We start from the raw sequence: 14,641 nt of genomic DNA, 5'->3' as shown, positions 1-14,641 counted from the left end.
GGGCTTACTCCGCCTTGTCGCTTGGATGAGAATCAGTACGGTCAGATTTGCGGTCATGGGATGGCGTGCCAATCGCCTTGGAAAGCCGGTCGAGCGTCTGGCGAATGGCCTTTTGCTCATCGGCCTGCTTTTCCACCCAGTCGCGCATGATCTGTTGTTCGCTGCGCATGCTTTTCACCAGCCCCTGAATCCCCTCGGCCAGATTGGCAAGGGCTGCGGATGTGCGCTGGGTAGAGGCGTCGCTCCCTTGCGTCTTCAGCCGGTCGGCCAAAGCATGCAGTTCGCCTGTCTGGCCATTTTCAGCGTTCGGATCGGAGCCAAGATCGGTAACGGAGGAAAGCCAGTTTTCCAGCTCTGTGTAGAAGCGGTTCTGCGCACGACCTGCCTGCAGGTCGAGGAAGCCCAGAATGAGCGAACCCGACAGACCGAACAGCGAGGACGAGAAGGCGGTGCCCATGCCCGACAGCGGCGCCTGCAAACCGGCCTTCAGCGCATCCAGAACATCACCCGTGCTGCCGGAGCTTGGGTCCAGTGTCTGGATGGTGCGCCCGATGGAGCCAACCGTTTCCAGCAGGCCCCAGAACGTGCCAAGCAGGCCGAGAAAAACAAGAAGCCCGATGAGATAGCGCGAGATGTCGCGGCTTTCATCGAGGCGGGTGGCGATGGAATCGAGGATCGATCGCATTGATGAGGTCGTTAGCGCCATGGACTGGCGACGCCCGATCAGCGCACGCATCGGCGCAAGCAGAACTGGCGGTCGGGTGGTGCCGTCGCGGTCGCCATCGCGGAAGGAGTTGACCCAGCGGATTTCCGGCAAAAGGCGCAGAACCTGCCCGAACGCCAGCAATATGCCGACCAGCAGGACGCCGAAAATGAGGCCGTTGAGGCCGGGATTGGTGACGAAGAATGTATGGATCTGCCGCATCAGAACCGCTGCCAGAAAGGCAACGATGATGAGGAAAATCACCATGGATAATATAACAATACGCGGGCTGCTCAGGCGATAGGGGTCATAATCGCGTCCCTCATCCAGACGTGTTCTCGTTTCCCTAAAGTCACTCATGCGTTCCGCTCCATCGTCGGCTGTTTGATGGGGAGCCTACTTCATAATTATGTGAAGCGGAATCGTCTGAGCATGAAAAAATGAGCTGTAAAAAACTTCAGCGCGCCAATGGGCGCGCTGAATGCAGTTTATCGCAAAGAGGGATGATCCGGATCAGATCGGCTTCTTCAGCGTCTTGAGAAGCGCGCCCTGAATGGCTTCGTTGCCAGCAACGATGCTCTTCTTGTCGAACATGTCCTGTCCGCCGTCCTTGTCGGAGACAAAACCGCCAGCTTCACGGATCATCAGCATGCCTGCGCCGATGTCCCATGGGTTGACGCCATCTTCCCAGAAGCCGTCAAGGCGACCGGCGGCGACAAAAGCGAGGTCGAGCGCGGCTGCACCCATGCGGCGCACACCGGCCGTTTCGGCCATGACATTGCGCAGTTCAACCAGATAATGGCCGTGATGACCGCGGCCGAGATGCGGGATGCCGGTGCCAATCACGGTGTCGACCAGCTTGTTGCGGGCTGCGACGCGCAGACGGCGATCATTGAGGAAAGCGCCGCCGCCGCGTTCAGCGGTGTAAAGCTCGTCCATGGCCGGATTGTAGATGACGCCAGCAACGATCTGTCCCTGACGCTCAAGAGCGATGGAGACTGCGAAAACCGGGATGCCGTGCAGGAAATTGGTTGTGCCATCAAGCGGATCGATCAGCCAGCGATGCTGTCCGTCCTTGGCTGCTACCTCGCCGGATTCTTCCATCAGGAAGCCGAAATCCGGGCGGGCGCGGCTCAATTCCGTGTAGATGATCTGTTCCGCTTTGCGGTCGGCCTGGCTGACATAGTCGCCGGGGCCCTTGAGGGATACCTGTAGATTCTGGACTTCGCCGAAGTCGCGGGCAAGGTTACGGCCAGCTTTCATAGCGGCCTGTACCATAACGTTAAGAAGGGCTGAGCGGGCCATTTCTTTATCCTTTTTGGCATGATCCCACGGCCATTGAATAAGGCGTGGATATGAGCGTGGACCATGCAGTTAAACAGATCCTTGAAAATCCGGCCCATGTGCCAAACACATGCAAGCGCACAGACTTTCGAGGAATTGAGCAATCTGAGAAAGAACAGTCGCGGTTCAATCGCGACAGGCTGCGATGCCCGTTTGGGCATCGCAAAAGATCGGCGCTGGATTAAGCGCGGCTGACGTAGGTCAGTTCGTTGGTGTCGACGATCACGCGTTCACCGGAAGCGATGAATGGCGGAACCAGGATACGGATGCCGTTTTCAAGCACGGCAGGCTTGTAGGACGAAGCTGCGGTCTGGCCCTTGACGACCGGATCGGCTTCGGTGATCGCCAGCGTGACCTGATCCGGCAGGCGAATGCCGATCGGCTTTTCTTCGTAAAGCTCGACGGTGACCATCATGCCGTCCTGAAGGAAGGCAGCACGGTCGCCGACGAAATCCTTCTGGAGTTCGAGCTGTTCGTAGGATTCCGTGTCCATGAAAATCAGCGCTTCGCCCTGTTCATAGAGGAACGAGAAGTCCTTCTGCTCAAGGCGCACGCGCTCGACGGTTTCAGCAGCGCGGAAACGCTCGTTGAGCTTGGTGCCGGTGATGAGGTTCTTCAGTTCAACCTGATTGTAGGCGCCGCCCTTGCCGGGCTTGACGGCGTTGGTCTTGACGGCAACCCAGAGCCCGCCGTCATGTTCGATGACGTTGCCGGGACGGATTTCGTTACCATTGATCTTCATGAGCTTGATCCGGAATGAATTGAAACCAATTGCGGTCCGGCGCATGACGACAGAAAGGCAACCGCCCGCTTTGTCACGGGGATTGCGTAAGCGTCTTATACTCGAACCACGATAATCGGCGTCTCCAAGACCACAAAACGGCGCTTTGTGCAAGCCTGAGCACGAAAAGAGAATCTTTTGGAGACGTAGAATCGTCAGAATTGCTAGCGCACGCGCAGATCGTTAGCCGTCTCGATAGCTTGTTTGATCTGGTCGTCGCCCAGTCCGTCCATCAGATCGTTGAGGTCCGGCGAGCGAAAACCAGCGCGCTGCGCAATGATATACCATGCCGCAGCCTTCACAGTATCGCCATCGGTGCCGATCCCGTCGCGATAGAGACGGGCGAGCCAGACCTGCGCCATCACCATGCCGCGTCCGGCGGCAAGCTGCATCCAGCGGAAGCCCTGTTCATAATCCTTGTCGCCGCCACGGCCTTCCACCAGCCAGCGTCCGAGATCGAACTGGGCGGTGTCATAGCCCTTGCGTGCTGCAAGGATCAGATAAAAACGGGCCTTCTTGTCGTCGCGGGCGATCTTTTCGGTGCCATTTGCATAGATCTGGCTCAGCGCATATTGGGCGTCGGCAAGCTTTTCATCAGCCGCTTTTTCAAACCACGGAAAGGCGAGGTCGAGGCCGGCTCGACCTGGATGCTTCACCATCAGCATCTGGCCCCAGTTGAACTGGGCCATGGCGTTGCCGCCTTCAGCCGCCTTTTCCATCAGGGCTTCGGCCTTGGCCTGATCTTTCTTGACGTAGGTGCCCTGAAGCAACAGGGCCGCATAACGAAACTGCGCTTCGGTAATGCCGTTATCTGCGGCCTTGCCATACCATTCGGCTGCAAGTTTCTGATCGGCGGGAATGCCCATGCCGCGTGCATAGAGTTCAGCGATCAGCGCCTGCGATGCCGGATCGCCCTTTTCCGCTTGCGGTTTTGCGAGATTGAATGCGGTCAGATAAAGCCCGCGCTGAAAAGCGCCGAAGGCCTCGTCGGCGGGCCTGTCGCCGAACCGGCTCAGATCGATGGACGGCATTGGAGCGGTCGTCGCAGGCTGCGGCAACATAACGGGCTGCTTGGCTGGCTTGTCGCTCTTCTTGTCCTTGTGGGTGCCCTTGGCGCTGTCGCTCTGGCTCTTTGCAGGCTCGCCTGCGGCGGCTGCCGGTAAGGCAGGCAGCGCGAATGTCAAAGCGGCAGCGAGAAGAAGTTTGCTCTTCATGGGCATCAACAAGACCTTGGGAACCGAATCTGAAGGATTAGTTTTCAAAACGCGGCGCGTGTTCGTCGAGAAGCCGGTTGGCTTCCGCGACAGCTTTCGCCGGATCTTCCGCCTCGAATACGGCACGACCGAGCGCCACGAAATCCGCGCCGGTCTCGGCTGCGGGAATGACGCTTTCCAGCGTGTTTCCAGCCTGCGCGATGGATGGAATTTCGACCATCTGCGCCCACCATTCGGCCAGCGCAAGATTGCGCGGATGCGCATCCGGCTTGTTGTCCGCACCGACCTTGCCGAAGAAAATGTAATCAGGCTGCAATTCGCCGATTTCCATCGCGCCATGGCGGTCACGCAGATTGCCGGTGCCGACGATCATCTTCGGGGTGTGCTTTTCAATGGCGTCGGCGAGTTCAGCCGCCTTGCCTTCGATATGCACGCCATCGGCGCCGACACGGCCAGCAATGCGCGTGTCGTTCAAGATGAGGGCTGCTGCACCCTTTTCCTGAATGATCGGCACAGCCTTTGCAGCGGCGGCCTGAAAGGTTGCTTCATCCAGATCGCCGGTATCGAGAATCACGCTAGCGACATCACCACCGGAAAGCGCTTCCGTCAAAAGCCTGGCCAAAACCGCGCTATCGGCAATCGGCGGGGCGACCAGCACGATGCGGCAGCGTTCGGGTTCGGTTTTGGGGGCGGACTTGTTCATGGGGCGAAGCCTAACGAGAAAAACATGATGGAATTCGGGCAAGAGTGAAGTTCTGTTTATCCGAAACGGAAGCCGCGCTCTATCTAATTGTTTTGACGCAAATATGCGTCGGGCTAATTGTTCCGGCGCATTTATGCGATCCGACGGACAGACGGCAAGTCTTGTATTGCTTGCGGGCTGTTCGAGCCTCCGGTTCATCGCCCGGTATGGCATTATGTTATCCACTGGAACGAAAGTTGATCGGAACCAACCCCGTTCTGCCGGGATTATTGCGTATATAGGTCCCATCAAACGTCGGGCAATGAACGTCCCGATGAAGCATGTGGCTTCTATCCGATCTCCCATTCGGAGAGCTGCAACTGAGAGATTGGAGAGTGTCGCGGTCCCAAGCGCCGGTGCTTTCCAGCAGAGACAGACAGGCTGGTAAATGACGATTGCGACCGCAAGAGAAGCGATGCCCGCGCCGACCATGAAAGTGCGCGACACGCGCATTGACGTGTTCCGTGCGCTTGCGCTGTTGACCATTTTCATCAACCACGTGCCGGGCACCATCTACGAGCACTTAACCCACAAGAACCTCGGCTTCTCCGATTCGGCAGAAGCCTTCGTGCTGATTTCCGGCATGGCTGTGGCATTGGCTTATGGCAGCAAGTTCGGCCCGGGCAACCGCCTTCTTCTGACATTGAAGATGTGGCGTCGCGCAGGCGTGCTTTATACCACCCATATCATGACGACCATGGCGACAATCGCCATCTTCGCTTCCGCCGCGATCTTCCTGAAGCGTTCTGAACTGCTCAAGGAAATCAATATCGAGCCGCTGCTCAAGCAGCCGGTGGAAGCCCTGTTCGGTCTCGTCACGCTTGGTCATCAGCTGGGCTACAACAACATCCTGTCGATGTATGCCGTCATGCTGGTTCTGACGCCGCTCCTGCTTTTGCTGGCGCGCATCAGCCTGCCGCTGATGCTGGGCGTTTCGGGTGTGGTCTGGTTCCTGTCCGGTCTTTATCAGGTTGCACCGATCAATTATCCGACCGAGGGCGTGTGGTTCCTGAACCCGCTTTCCTGGCAGTTCCTGTTTGCCATCGGTATTGCAGGTGTGATGCATGTGCGCCGTGGCGGCCAGCTACCGACGCATCCGGCCCTGATCGGCCTTGCCGTCGGCTATCTGGTGCTGGCGCTGGCCTGGGTCCGCATTCCGCTCTGGGGCATTGACGCCTCGATGGGCATGCCGATGATCATCACCGGCTTCGACAAGACCTTTCTGTCGGGTCCGCGTCTCCTGCACATTCTGGCGATGGCCTATCTCATTGCCGTGGTGCCGACGCTGAACAATATTGCTCGCACCGCGCCGGACAACCCGCTGGCCATTCTCGGCAAGCATTCGTTGCCGGTGTTCATCGCAGGCACGCTGCTTGCCATGGTGGCGCAGGTTATGAAGCTCGTGAACCCCGGCGGTCTGCCTTACGATACGCTTTTGATTGCAACCGGTATCGTGATGCAGTTTGCGCTGGCCTATTATCTGGAGTGGCTGCCCACCATCGGCTGGGGCAAGCAGGGCGCAGTCAAGCCTGCCATCCCTGCCGCCGAGCCGGTCAAGGTTCAAGCCGCACCGAAGCCTCAGCCTGCAATGCAGCGCTATTGATAAGAAGCCGCCTTCGGGCGGCTTTTTCTTTCTGTACGGCCTCGGCGTTCTGGTATTTTCCACAGGGCAGGTTCGAAATTAACCATTCATTAATCTTAAGAGGGTTTAATCATTTACATCCAGTTCGGCTGGATTCTTACCGAGTGGTTTAGCCACTCTGTTTGACGCCTCCCTGTTAAACTCCTGAGAGCCGCCATCGCGGCTCTTTTTTTGTGCCTGCAAGGCTTTGACCGTTTGCTTTTGCGCATTATCCCGCGCAAAACCGCTTCGCACTTTTGCTGGAAATGCGTCTGTCACTGGCGTTTTGAACGCATGAGGGGAACCGGAAACCGGTTCGACCCGTTCTGCTTGCAGGGGCAGTTAACCACCCCTTGAAAATGTTAACCGAACGTTAAACATAATCTTGCGCGACCGTGCATGAAGGTGCAGTTTATCGTGGACTTGTTTGATGTGACTGTTCCGTCCGGACGTCCCGCGTGGTCGAACGGCGGTTCAGTATTTTTCAGTCGCGTTCATCCTCCAGTGGATGCGATCAACGGAATGGGCCGCCGATGCAGGCGGTCATGCAGGGTGACAGAGCAGTGATTAGCGAACAGAGACAGGTGCCGAGCAATATGATCAGCCTCGCAGAGCGCATGGTCTTCTCGGATTCGTTCAAGCCGATCTACAGCCAGGGCATGGATATGGTCGAGGAAGCGGCGAGCTATCTCGACGGCGAAGGCCGTGAAGAAGCGCGCAATCTGTCACGGATTGCTGCGACGCTTTATGCCGCCGAATCGATGCGCCTTACCACCCGTCTGATGCAGATCGCTTCCTGGCTTCTGCTGCAGCGCGCTGCCCGCAACGGCGAGATGAACCGCCAGCAGGTGTCTGCTGAAAAGGCCAAGGTGCGCCTCGACACGCCATCGGCTGGCGAAGGCGTTCCAGGCTGGAGCGAGCTGCCTGCGGCCTTTGCCGAATTGGTGGAGCGCTCAATGCGTCTGCAGGCGCGTGTGCGCCGCATGGACCGCGAAGTCTATGGCGATGTGGTTTCCCTGCAGGCCAATCCGCACGGCAACCCGGTTTCCGAGCAAATTGTGTTGCTGAAGACGGCTTTCGGCGCCTCTTAATATCTCTTCATGTGCGCCTATGGACGCGCATGTTTCTCTTTTGTTCACTTTTCTGCTGTCAAGTGAATCCGTCTGAGGATAGGGTTCGCTTATGAAAGAAACGATTCGCATTATTGGCATCGATCCGGGCCTGCGCCGCACGGGGTGGGGCATTGTCGAATCGCTGGGCAATTCACTGCACTTCATCGGCTCGGGCACGGTGACGTCGAACGCCGAGATGGATCTCGCTTCACGTCTTTGCCAGCTGCATGAGGGGCTTTCCAAAGTTCTGCATGAATTCATGCCGCATGAGGCGGCGGTCGAGCATACCTTCGTCAACAAGGATGCGACGGCAACACTCAAGCTCGGCCAGGCGCGCGGCATTGCCTTGCTGGCTCCTGCACAGGCGGGGCTGCCTGTTGCGGAATATGCGCCGAATGCTGTCAAGAAAGCGGTGATCGGTGTCGGTCACGGTGAAAAGCAACAGATACACATGATGGTCAAAGTGCTGATGCCGCGTGCGTCGTTCGATACGAGCGATGCCGCCGATGCGTTGGCTATTGCCATTTGCCATGCCCATCATCGTCAGAGCATTGTAAGCGCCCGCCGTATGCAGGCGTTGTTAGCGGGGTAGGACCAGAATGATCGGCAAGCTTAAGGGCGTGATCGATGAAATTGCCGATGATCATGCCGTCATCGACGTGCATGGCGTTGGCTATGTGGCGTTCTGTTCGCCGCGCACGCTGGGCAATCTCGGCGGCGCGGGCGAGGCGGCCATTCTGTTCATCGAAACCTATGTCCGCGAGGACATGATCCGTCTTTACGGTTTTGCCAATCAGCTTGAGCGCGAATGGTTCCGCCTGTTGCAAAATGTGCAGGGCGTCGGCGCCAAGGTGGCTCTGGCTGTACTCGGCACATTGTCTCCATCGGAACTGGCCAATGCGATTGCGCTGCGAGACATCGCCATGGTGTCGCGTGCGCCGGGCGTCGGCAAGAAAGTGGCGGAGCGCATCGTTACCGAATTGAAGAACAAGGCTCCGGCCTTTGCCGGTGAGGCGAGCGGCACCATCGGGCTCAAGCAGGAGCTTGGAGCCGGTGCGGCCCCGGCTCCCGTCGCGGATGCCGTGTCGGCGCTTTCCAATCTCGGTTACTCGCGCGATCAGGCGGCGAATGCCGTTGCGGCTGCGCTGAAAGAGGCGGGCGAGGATGCCGATTCGGCCAAGCTGATCCGGCTGGGTTTGAAGGAATTGTCGCGGTGATTACCTTGTCTCAGCGGTGTGTTCATGCAAGGAGGAAAGCATGAGCGACCGCAACCCTCTCATCGATGCCGACAGACGCGTAGACGAAGACAATACGCTGCGCCCGCAGATGCTCGACGATTTCGTGGGGCAGGCGGCGGCGCGCGCCAATCTCAAGGTCTTCATTGAAGCAGCCAAGGTGCGTGGCGAGGCGCTGGATCATGTGCTGTTCGTCGGCCCTCCCGGTCTCGGCAAGACGACGCTGGCGCAGATCATGGCCAAGGAACTGGGCGTCAACTTCCGCTCTACCTCCGGTCCGGTTATCGCCAAGGCTGGCGATCTGGCGGCATTGCTCACCAATCTCGAAGAGCGCGACGTGCTCTTCATTGATGAAATTCATCGCCTCAGCCCGGCAGTGGAAGAAATTCTCTATCCGGCGATGGAAGATTTCCAGCTCGATCTGATCATTGGTGAAGGCCCGGCGGCGCGTTCGGTGAAGATCGATCTTGCAAAATTCACGCTGGTTGCGGCGACGACGCGCCTTGGTCTCCTGACCACGCCATTGCGTGACCGCTTCGGCATTCCTGTGCGGCTCAATTTCTATACGGTCGAGGAACTGGAATATATCGTGCGCCGTGGCGCGCGCATCATGCAGATGGGCATTTCGCCGGAGGGTGCGCTGGAAGTCGCGCGGCGTTCGCGGGGCACGCCACGTATCGCCGGACGCCTGTTGCGCCGCGTGCGCGATTTCGCGCTGGTCGCCGGTAGCGACGTCATCGACCGCAAGATTGCTGATGAGGCGTTGTCACGGCTTGAAGTGGACAATCGCGGCCTCGACCAGCTCGACCGGCGTTACCTCAATATTATCGCGCGCAATTTCGGTGGTGGTCCGGTCGGGATCGAAACCATAGCGGCGGGGCTTTCCGAGCCGCGTGATGCGATTGAAGACATTATCGAACCCTATCTCATCCAACAGGGCTTTCTGCAGCGCACGCCGCGCGGTCGCGTTCTGACGGCGATTGCATGGCAGCATCTGGGATTGCCTGCGCCAGCGGAAATCATCCAGCAGGCGCAATTCGGCCTCTTCATGGAAGACAATGACTAAGAGTATCGGGACTGATCGAAACGAGCATGCAGCGCTTGAAGCCGTATCCGGTGCGCTGAAAGACGGGGCGCATCACCTTTATGCGCGCATCTATTATGCCGACACGGATTTTTCCGGCTTTGTCTATCACGGGCGCTATCTGGAATTTTACGAGCGCGGACGCACCGATTTCCTGCGCTTGCAGGATGTGCATCATATCGAGCTTGCCGAAGGTTCGCTTGGCGAAGAAATGGTCTGGGTCGTACGGCGCATGGAGATTGATTACAAATCCCCGGCCCGCATGGACGATCTTATCCTGATTGAAACGCGCGTCAGCGAAATTCGCGGCGCACGGGTCATCATGGCGCAGAAGATCACTTGCGACGGCCGCTTGCTTTCAGAAGCGAAAGTGGAAGCGGTGATGATCACCAAGGAAGGCCACCCACGCCGGATACCGGATGAGTGGCGCGAGGCTTTCACAAAGGAAAGCTGATTTGCTCGCTCCCAAGAATTGAGGGCGTGCCTTTCGCGTTTATTTTTAAGCGCAGGCTCATTAGATGGCCGATTTTGACATCTTGGGCCGATATAGATGCAAATGCTAACGCATCTTTAACCATAATCTTCGATTAATCATCCTGACGGAATCGGTTGAAGGGCTGGCTGCAAGCGCAGCGCCTTCCTTTCACCAAAATTAACCGTAACAAGCGCCGTAGGGATTTAAAGTTGCAAATCCGGCATGTGCGCTTTGGGGCGGTTGTGATGCGAGTGTGTGTATGTCCTGCCTGGATATGCAAACAGCGCGCGAAGCAGTTTCGGGAAAAGTGCCAAGCGTTTTTCCTGGCCGAACTGCATCGAACAAGACGTAAAGCTGCGCAGATTTGGGTCACCCGTAATTAGGGACGATCCGTGACGATTTGCGATACCGCCCGGTCCCGTGCCGGGCGTTTGGATTCAAAAACAGGATATTTCCAGCAGAAGTACGAAACGGCTCTGCGGATGGAAATGCCTAAAGACAGAGAAGGTTGGGGTCTGCGGTCCGGGTGTCGGACCGGCAAGAGCCTCGAAACGGTGGATCGATGGAAAATGTTGCGTTAGCGGCCCCCGCCGCCGATGTTACCCTCTGGGGCCTGTTCATGCAGGCAAACTGGGTGGTCAAGCTGGTCATGCTGGGTTTGCTTGGCGCTTCGGTCTGGACCTGGGCTATCGTCGTGGACAAGGTGATCGCCTATAGCCGCGCGCGCCGCGCCATCGACCGCTTCGAACAGGCTTTCTGGTCGGGCCAGTCTCTGGAAGAACTCTATCGCAATCTCGGCGAGCGCCGCACCACCGGCATGGCGTCAATCTTCATGGCCGCCATGCGCGAATGGAAAAAATCCTTCGAGAAGGGTGCACGCTCCCCCATCGGTCTTCAGATGCGTATCGACAAGGCGATGGATGTCGCGCTGGCGCGTGAAGGCGAAAAGATGGAATCGCGCCTCGGCTTCCTTGCCACCATCGGTTCAGCTGCACCGTTTATCGGTCTGTTCGGTACGGTTGTCGGTATCATGACCTCGTTCCAGGCCATCGCTGCGTCCAAGAATACCAGCCTCGCGGTTGTGGCGCCGGGTATCGCCGAAGCCCTTCTGGCGACGGCCATCGGTCTTCTGGCCGCTATTCCGGCCGTTATTGCCTACAACAAACTCTCGTCCGATGCGGGCAAGATTGGTGGACGGCTCGAGGGCTTTGCGGACGAGTTTTCCGCCATACTGTCGCGCCAAATTGATGAGAAGCTGACGCCGCGCAGTTGAGCGCCTTCCAGCGAATACGGCAAATCGAGCTTTCGGGAATCTTGCAATGGGCATGTCGGTAGGAAATGGAATGCAGTCGGGCGGACGCCGCAGGCGTGGTCGCAAGAAGGCATTGATGAGTGAAATCAACGTTACGCCGTTCGTCGACGTGATGCTGGTGCTGCTCATCATCTTCATGGTCTCTGCGCCGCTGCTGACGGTCGGCGTGCCGATTGACCTGCCGGATACGCAGGCCAAGGCGATGAACGCCGATACACAGCCGATCACGGTTTCGGTCAGCAATGAAGGCAAGATCTATCTGCAAGAAACCGAAATTCCGATCGAAGAGGTCGTGCCGAAGCTTCAGGCTATTTCCAAGACGGGCTATGAGGAGCGCATTTTCGTGCGCGGTGACAAGGCTGCCGATTACGGCACCGTCATGAAGGTCATGGCCCGCATTTCCGCCGCCGGTTTCAAGAATATCGGCCTTGTGACCCTCCAGGAGCAGGATAGCTGACGCCATCATGAAGGCTGGCCTGACATCTTCTGTAGCGCTCCATACCATCGTCATTGCGCTGGGGCTCTTTTCCTTTTCCTCGCCGAAGGCTTTCGACGTGCAGGATTCGGAATCGTTCCCAGTCGACATCGTGCCGATTGAATCCATCACGCAAATTCAGCAAGGCGAAAAGACGGCTCCGATGAAGGAGAAGTCTGCGCCGATTCCGACCACCAAGCCGCAAACCGTTCCCAATGCCCAGAATGTCGGCGATCAGGAGGTCGATACCACGACCCCGCCGAAACCCGACACGAAGGCAAAACCAATCGAGGCGGCGGAAGAGCCCAAGGCACAGCCGGAGCCGGTGAAAAAACCGGAACCGAAGCCTGACCCGAAGCCAGAACCGAAGCCGGAAGAAAAGCCGACGCCGGTTCCCGCGACCGAAATGCAGGCCAAGCCTGAGCCGAAGCAGGAAGTGAAGCCTGATCCGGTGGCGGAAGCCATCGAAAAGCAGGCCGAAACGCCGGATGCGAACACGCCGAAGCTGCCGGACAATGTTCCCGCTCCGCAGACCAAGCCGAAGCCGCCGCAGGCGCAGACCGCCAAGACGCCGGACCGCAAGCCGACGGAAGAAAAGAAGCCTACGCAGTCCGCATCGCAGACATCGCAGTCGAAAAACGATGCGATTGCCGATGAAGTGTCAGCGCTGCTCAACAAGCAGAAGGCTTCCGGTGGCGGCGCAAAGCGTTCGACCGATCAGGCATCGCTCGGCGGCAAGAAGAATACCGGCGGCTCCAAGCTGAGTCAGAGTGAAATGGATGCGCTGCGCGGTGCGATTTCCAAGTGCTGGAACGTGCCTGCCGGTGTGGCCGATGCGCCGGGACTTGTTGTGACCGTGAAGATGAAACTGAACCAGGACGGCTCGATTCAGGGTGTTCCGGAAGTAACATCGGGCGGCGGCGGCGATGGTGTTGGTCGTGCAGCGGCTGAAAGCGCCAAGCGCGCGGTCGCACGTTGCGCCCCGTACAATCTGCCAGTCGACAAATATGATTCATGGTCGGAAGTGATCGTCAACTTCGACCCGAGCGAAATGTTCTGATCGGGGTTTCCCGGTCACCAGACTAAATGAAGCCCATTATGGGCAAAGGACAAAAGAGGTCCCTGAAGATATGAAAACCGGCATCATGACAACTAAGATCCGGACAGTCCTCTCGGCTTTCGCCTGCATGATTGCCGCAAGTCTTGTCTGCACCATGCCTGCACGCGCTGTGGTGGAAATCAACATCAACAAGGGCGTGGTCGAGCCTCTGCCGATCGCCATCACGGATTTCCTGTCCGCAGACCAGCTTGGGCCCAACATCACGTCGGTCATCGCTGCCGATCTTGAGCGGTCTGGTCTGTTTGCGCCCATCGACAAGGGCGCCTTCATTGAAAAAATCTCCAACCCCGATGCCGCACCGCGTTTCGAGGACTGGAAGGTCATCAATGCACAGGCTCTGGTCACCGGTCGCATTACCAAACAGCCGGACGGCAGACTGAAGGCGGAATTCCGCCTTTGGGATACGTTTGGTGGTCAGCAGATGATCGGCCAGCAGTTCTTCACCTCGCCGGATAACTGGCGTCGTGTCGCCCATATCATCGCAGACGCCATCTATGAGCGCCTGACCGGTGAAAAGGGTTACTTCGATACGCGCATCGTTTTCGTCGATGAATCCGGCCCGGCCCAGAAGCGCATCAAGCGCCTCGCCATCATGGATCAGGACGGCGCGAATATTCGTTATCTCTCCGATGGTCGCGATATTGCTCTGACCCCACGTTTCTCGCCGAACCGCCAGGAAGTGACTTACATGTCGTTTGCTGGCGGCCAGCCAAAGGTTTACCTGCTGCAGCTCGAAACGGGCCAGCGTGAACTGGTCGGCAACTTCCCCGGCATGTCCATCGCTCCACGCTTCTCCCCGGACGGCCAGAAGGTTGTCATGAGCCTGCTTCAGGACGACGGCAGCGCCAATGTCTATGCGATGGATCTGCGTTCGCGCACCACGACCCGCCTGACCAACAGCCAGGCTATCGACACCAGTGCATCCTATTCGCCGGACGGTTCGCAGATTGTGTTCTCGTCTGACCGCGGCGGTCGCCCGCAGCTCTATATCGCTGGTGCCGACGGTTCCAATCCTCGCCGCCTGTCGATGGGCGATGGCAGCTACTCGACGCCGGTCTGGTCTCCGCGTGGCGATCTCATCGCCTTCACCAAGCAGTCGCAGGGCCAGTTCTCGATTGGCGTGATGAAGACCGACGGTTCGGGCGAACGCCTTCTGACGTCGGGCTTCCACAATGAAGGCCCGACCTGGGCTCCGAACGGTCGCGTGCTGATGTTCTTCCGCAAGGCGGCAGGCGCGGGCGGTCCGAAGCTGTTCACCATCGACCTGACGGGTCGCAACGAACGCCAGATCCAGACGCCGAATTTCGCATCCGATCCGGCCTGGTCGCCGCTGCTTGAGTAGTACCAGCTTTAAAAGAATCACCGATTAGATTAAGGCGCGGGATTTTGGTCCCGCGCCTTTTTCATGCCCGCTGGAGGCAGT

15 protein-coding genes are annotated in these 14,641 nt (G+C 58.1%); 10 read left to right on the top strand and 5 right to left on the bottom strand.

What is annotated here, in order from left to right; genetic code table 11:
• Positions 1–4 precede the first annotated feature (4 nt).
• From FHW03_RS16730 to FHW03_RS16710, 5 genes are all read right to left on the bottom strand, one after another.
• Positions 5–1,063, bottom strand: coding sequence for a MotA/TolQ/ExbB proton channel family protein (locus tag FHW03_RS16730; protein ID WP_182521675.1), 1,059 nt, complete (start codon positions 1,061–1,063; stop codon positions 5–7).
• A 153-nt stretch (positions 1,064–1,216) separates the two neighbouring features.
• Positions 1,217–2,008, bottom strand: a complete 792-nt coding sequence (locus tag FHW03_RS16725; protein ID WP_182521674.1) for an inositol monophosphatase family protein — start codon at positions 2,006–2,008, stop codon at positions 1,217–1,219.
• Positions 2,009–2,228: 220 nt separating this feature from the next.
• Positions 2,229–2,789 carry an elongation factor P gene (gene efp, locus FHW03_RS16720; RefSeq protein ID WP_109369753.1) on the bottom strand — a complete coding sequence of 187 codons (561 nt, stop codon included), beginning with the start codon at positions 2,787–2,789 and terminating at the stop codon, positions 2,229–2,231.
• Between the two features lie 203 nt (positions 2,790–2,992).
• Positions 2,993–4,042 (bottom strand): tetratricopeptide repeat protein, encoded by a 1,050-nt coding sequence (locus FHW03_RS16715; protein WP_182521673.1) that lies wholly within the window; start codon positions 4,040–4,042, stop codon positions 2,993–2,995.
• A gap of 37 nt (positions 4,043–4,079) precedes the next feature.
• Positions 4,080–4,745, bottom strand: coding sequence for a thiamine phosphate synthase (locus FHW03_RS16710; RefSeq protein WP_182521672.1), 666 nt, complete (start codon positions 4,743–4,745; stop codon positions 4,080–4,082).
• Between the two features lie 454 nt (positions 4,746–5,199).
• Here FHW03_RS16710 and FHW03_RS16705 point away from each other — a divergent pair, with 454 nt between their 5' ends.
• The 10 genes from FHW03_RS16705 to tolB all read left to right on the top strand — a co-directional run bounded on the left by FHW03_RS16705 (position 5,200) and on the right by tolB (position 14,560).
• Complete coding sequence (locus FHW03_RS16705) at positions 5,200–6,387, top strand: OpgC family protein (protein WP_377515094.1); 1,188 nt, start codon at positions 5,200–5,202, stop codon at positions 6,385–6,387.
• Positions 6,388–6,989: 602 nt separating this feature from the next.
• Positions 6,990–7,496, top strand: a complete 507-nt coding sequence (locus FHW03_RS16700; RefSeq protein WP_182521775.1) for a DUF1465 family protein — start codon at positions 6,990–6,992, stop codon at positions 7,494–7,496.
• Positions 7,497–7,587: 91 nt separating this feature from the next.
• Positions 7,588–8,109, top strand: coding sequence for a crossover junction endodeoxyribonuclease RuvC (gene ruvC, locus FHW03_RS16695; protein ID WP_002964793.1), 522 nt, complete (start codon positions 7,588–7,590; stop codon positions 8,107–8,109).
• A gap of 7 nt (positions 8,110–8,116) precedes the next feature.
• A complete protein-coding gene (gene ruvA / locus FHW03_RS16690) occupies positions 8,117–8,734 on the top strand; it encodes a Holliday junction branch migration protein RuvA (RefSeq protein ID WP_078339483.1) in 618 nt (205 codons plus the stop codon).
• A 40-nt stretch (positions 8,735–8,774) separates the two neighbouring features.
• Positions 8,775–9,818: a Holliday junction branch migration DNA helicase RuvB gene (gene ruvB, locus FHW03_RS16685; protein WP_182521670.1), complete on the top strand. Its 1,044-nt coding sequence runs from the start codon at positions 8,775–8,777 to the stop codon at positions 9,816–9,818.
• Positions 9,811–10,290 (top strand): YbgC/FadM family acyl-CoA thioesterase, encoded by a 480-nt coding sequence (locus tag FHW03_RS16680; RefSeq protein ID WP_182521669.1) that lies wholly within the window; start codon positions 9,811–9,813, stop codon positions 10,288–10,290. Before ruvB ends, FHW03_RS16680 begins: the two co-directional genes overlap by 8 nt.
• Before the next feature lie 583 nt (positions 10,291–10,873).
• The gene (gene tolQ, locus FHW03_RS16675) at positions 10,874–11,584 is read left to right on the top strand and encodes a protein TolQ (protein WP_182521668.1); all 711 of its coding nucleotides are present in this window, start codon (positions 10,874–10,876) and stop codon (positions 11,582–11,584) included.
• Positions 11,585–11,630: 46 nt separating this feature from the next.
• Positions 11,631–12,080 (top strand): protein TolR, encoded by a 450-nt coding sequence (gene tolR, locus FHW03_RS16670; RefSeq protein WP_078339479.1) that lies wholly within the window; start codon positions 11,631–11,633, stop codon positions 12,078–12,080.
• 7 nt (positions 12,081–12,087) lie between these two features.
• Positions 12,088–13,158 (top strand): cell envelope integrity protein TolA, encoded by a 1,071-nt coding sequence (locus tag FHW03_RS16665; RefSeq protein WP_182521667.1) that lies wholly within the window; start codon positions 12,088–12,090, stop codon positions 13,156–13,158.
• Between the two features lie 70 nt (positions 13,159–13,228).
• The gene (gene tolB / locus FHW03_RS16660) at positions 13,229–14,560 is read left to right on the top strand and encodes a Tol-Pal system beta propeller repeat protein TolB (protein WP_182521666.1); all 1,332 of its coding nucleotides are present in this window, start codon (positions 13,229–13,231) and stop codon (positions 14,558–14,560) included.
• The last annotated feature ends 81 nt before the right edge of the window (positions 14,561–14,641 follow it).

This window comes from Ochrobactrum sp. RH2CCR150, assembly GCA_014138095.1.
Lineage (GTDB): Bacteria > Pseudomonadota > Alphaproteobacteria > Rhizobiales > Rhizobiaceae > Brucella > Brucella gambitense.
Note: the sequence above shows the minus strand (reverse complement) of the source record. Positions and strands in the feature narration are given on the sequence as shown.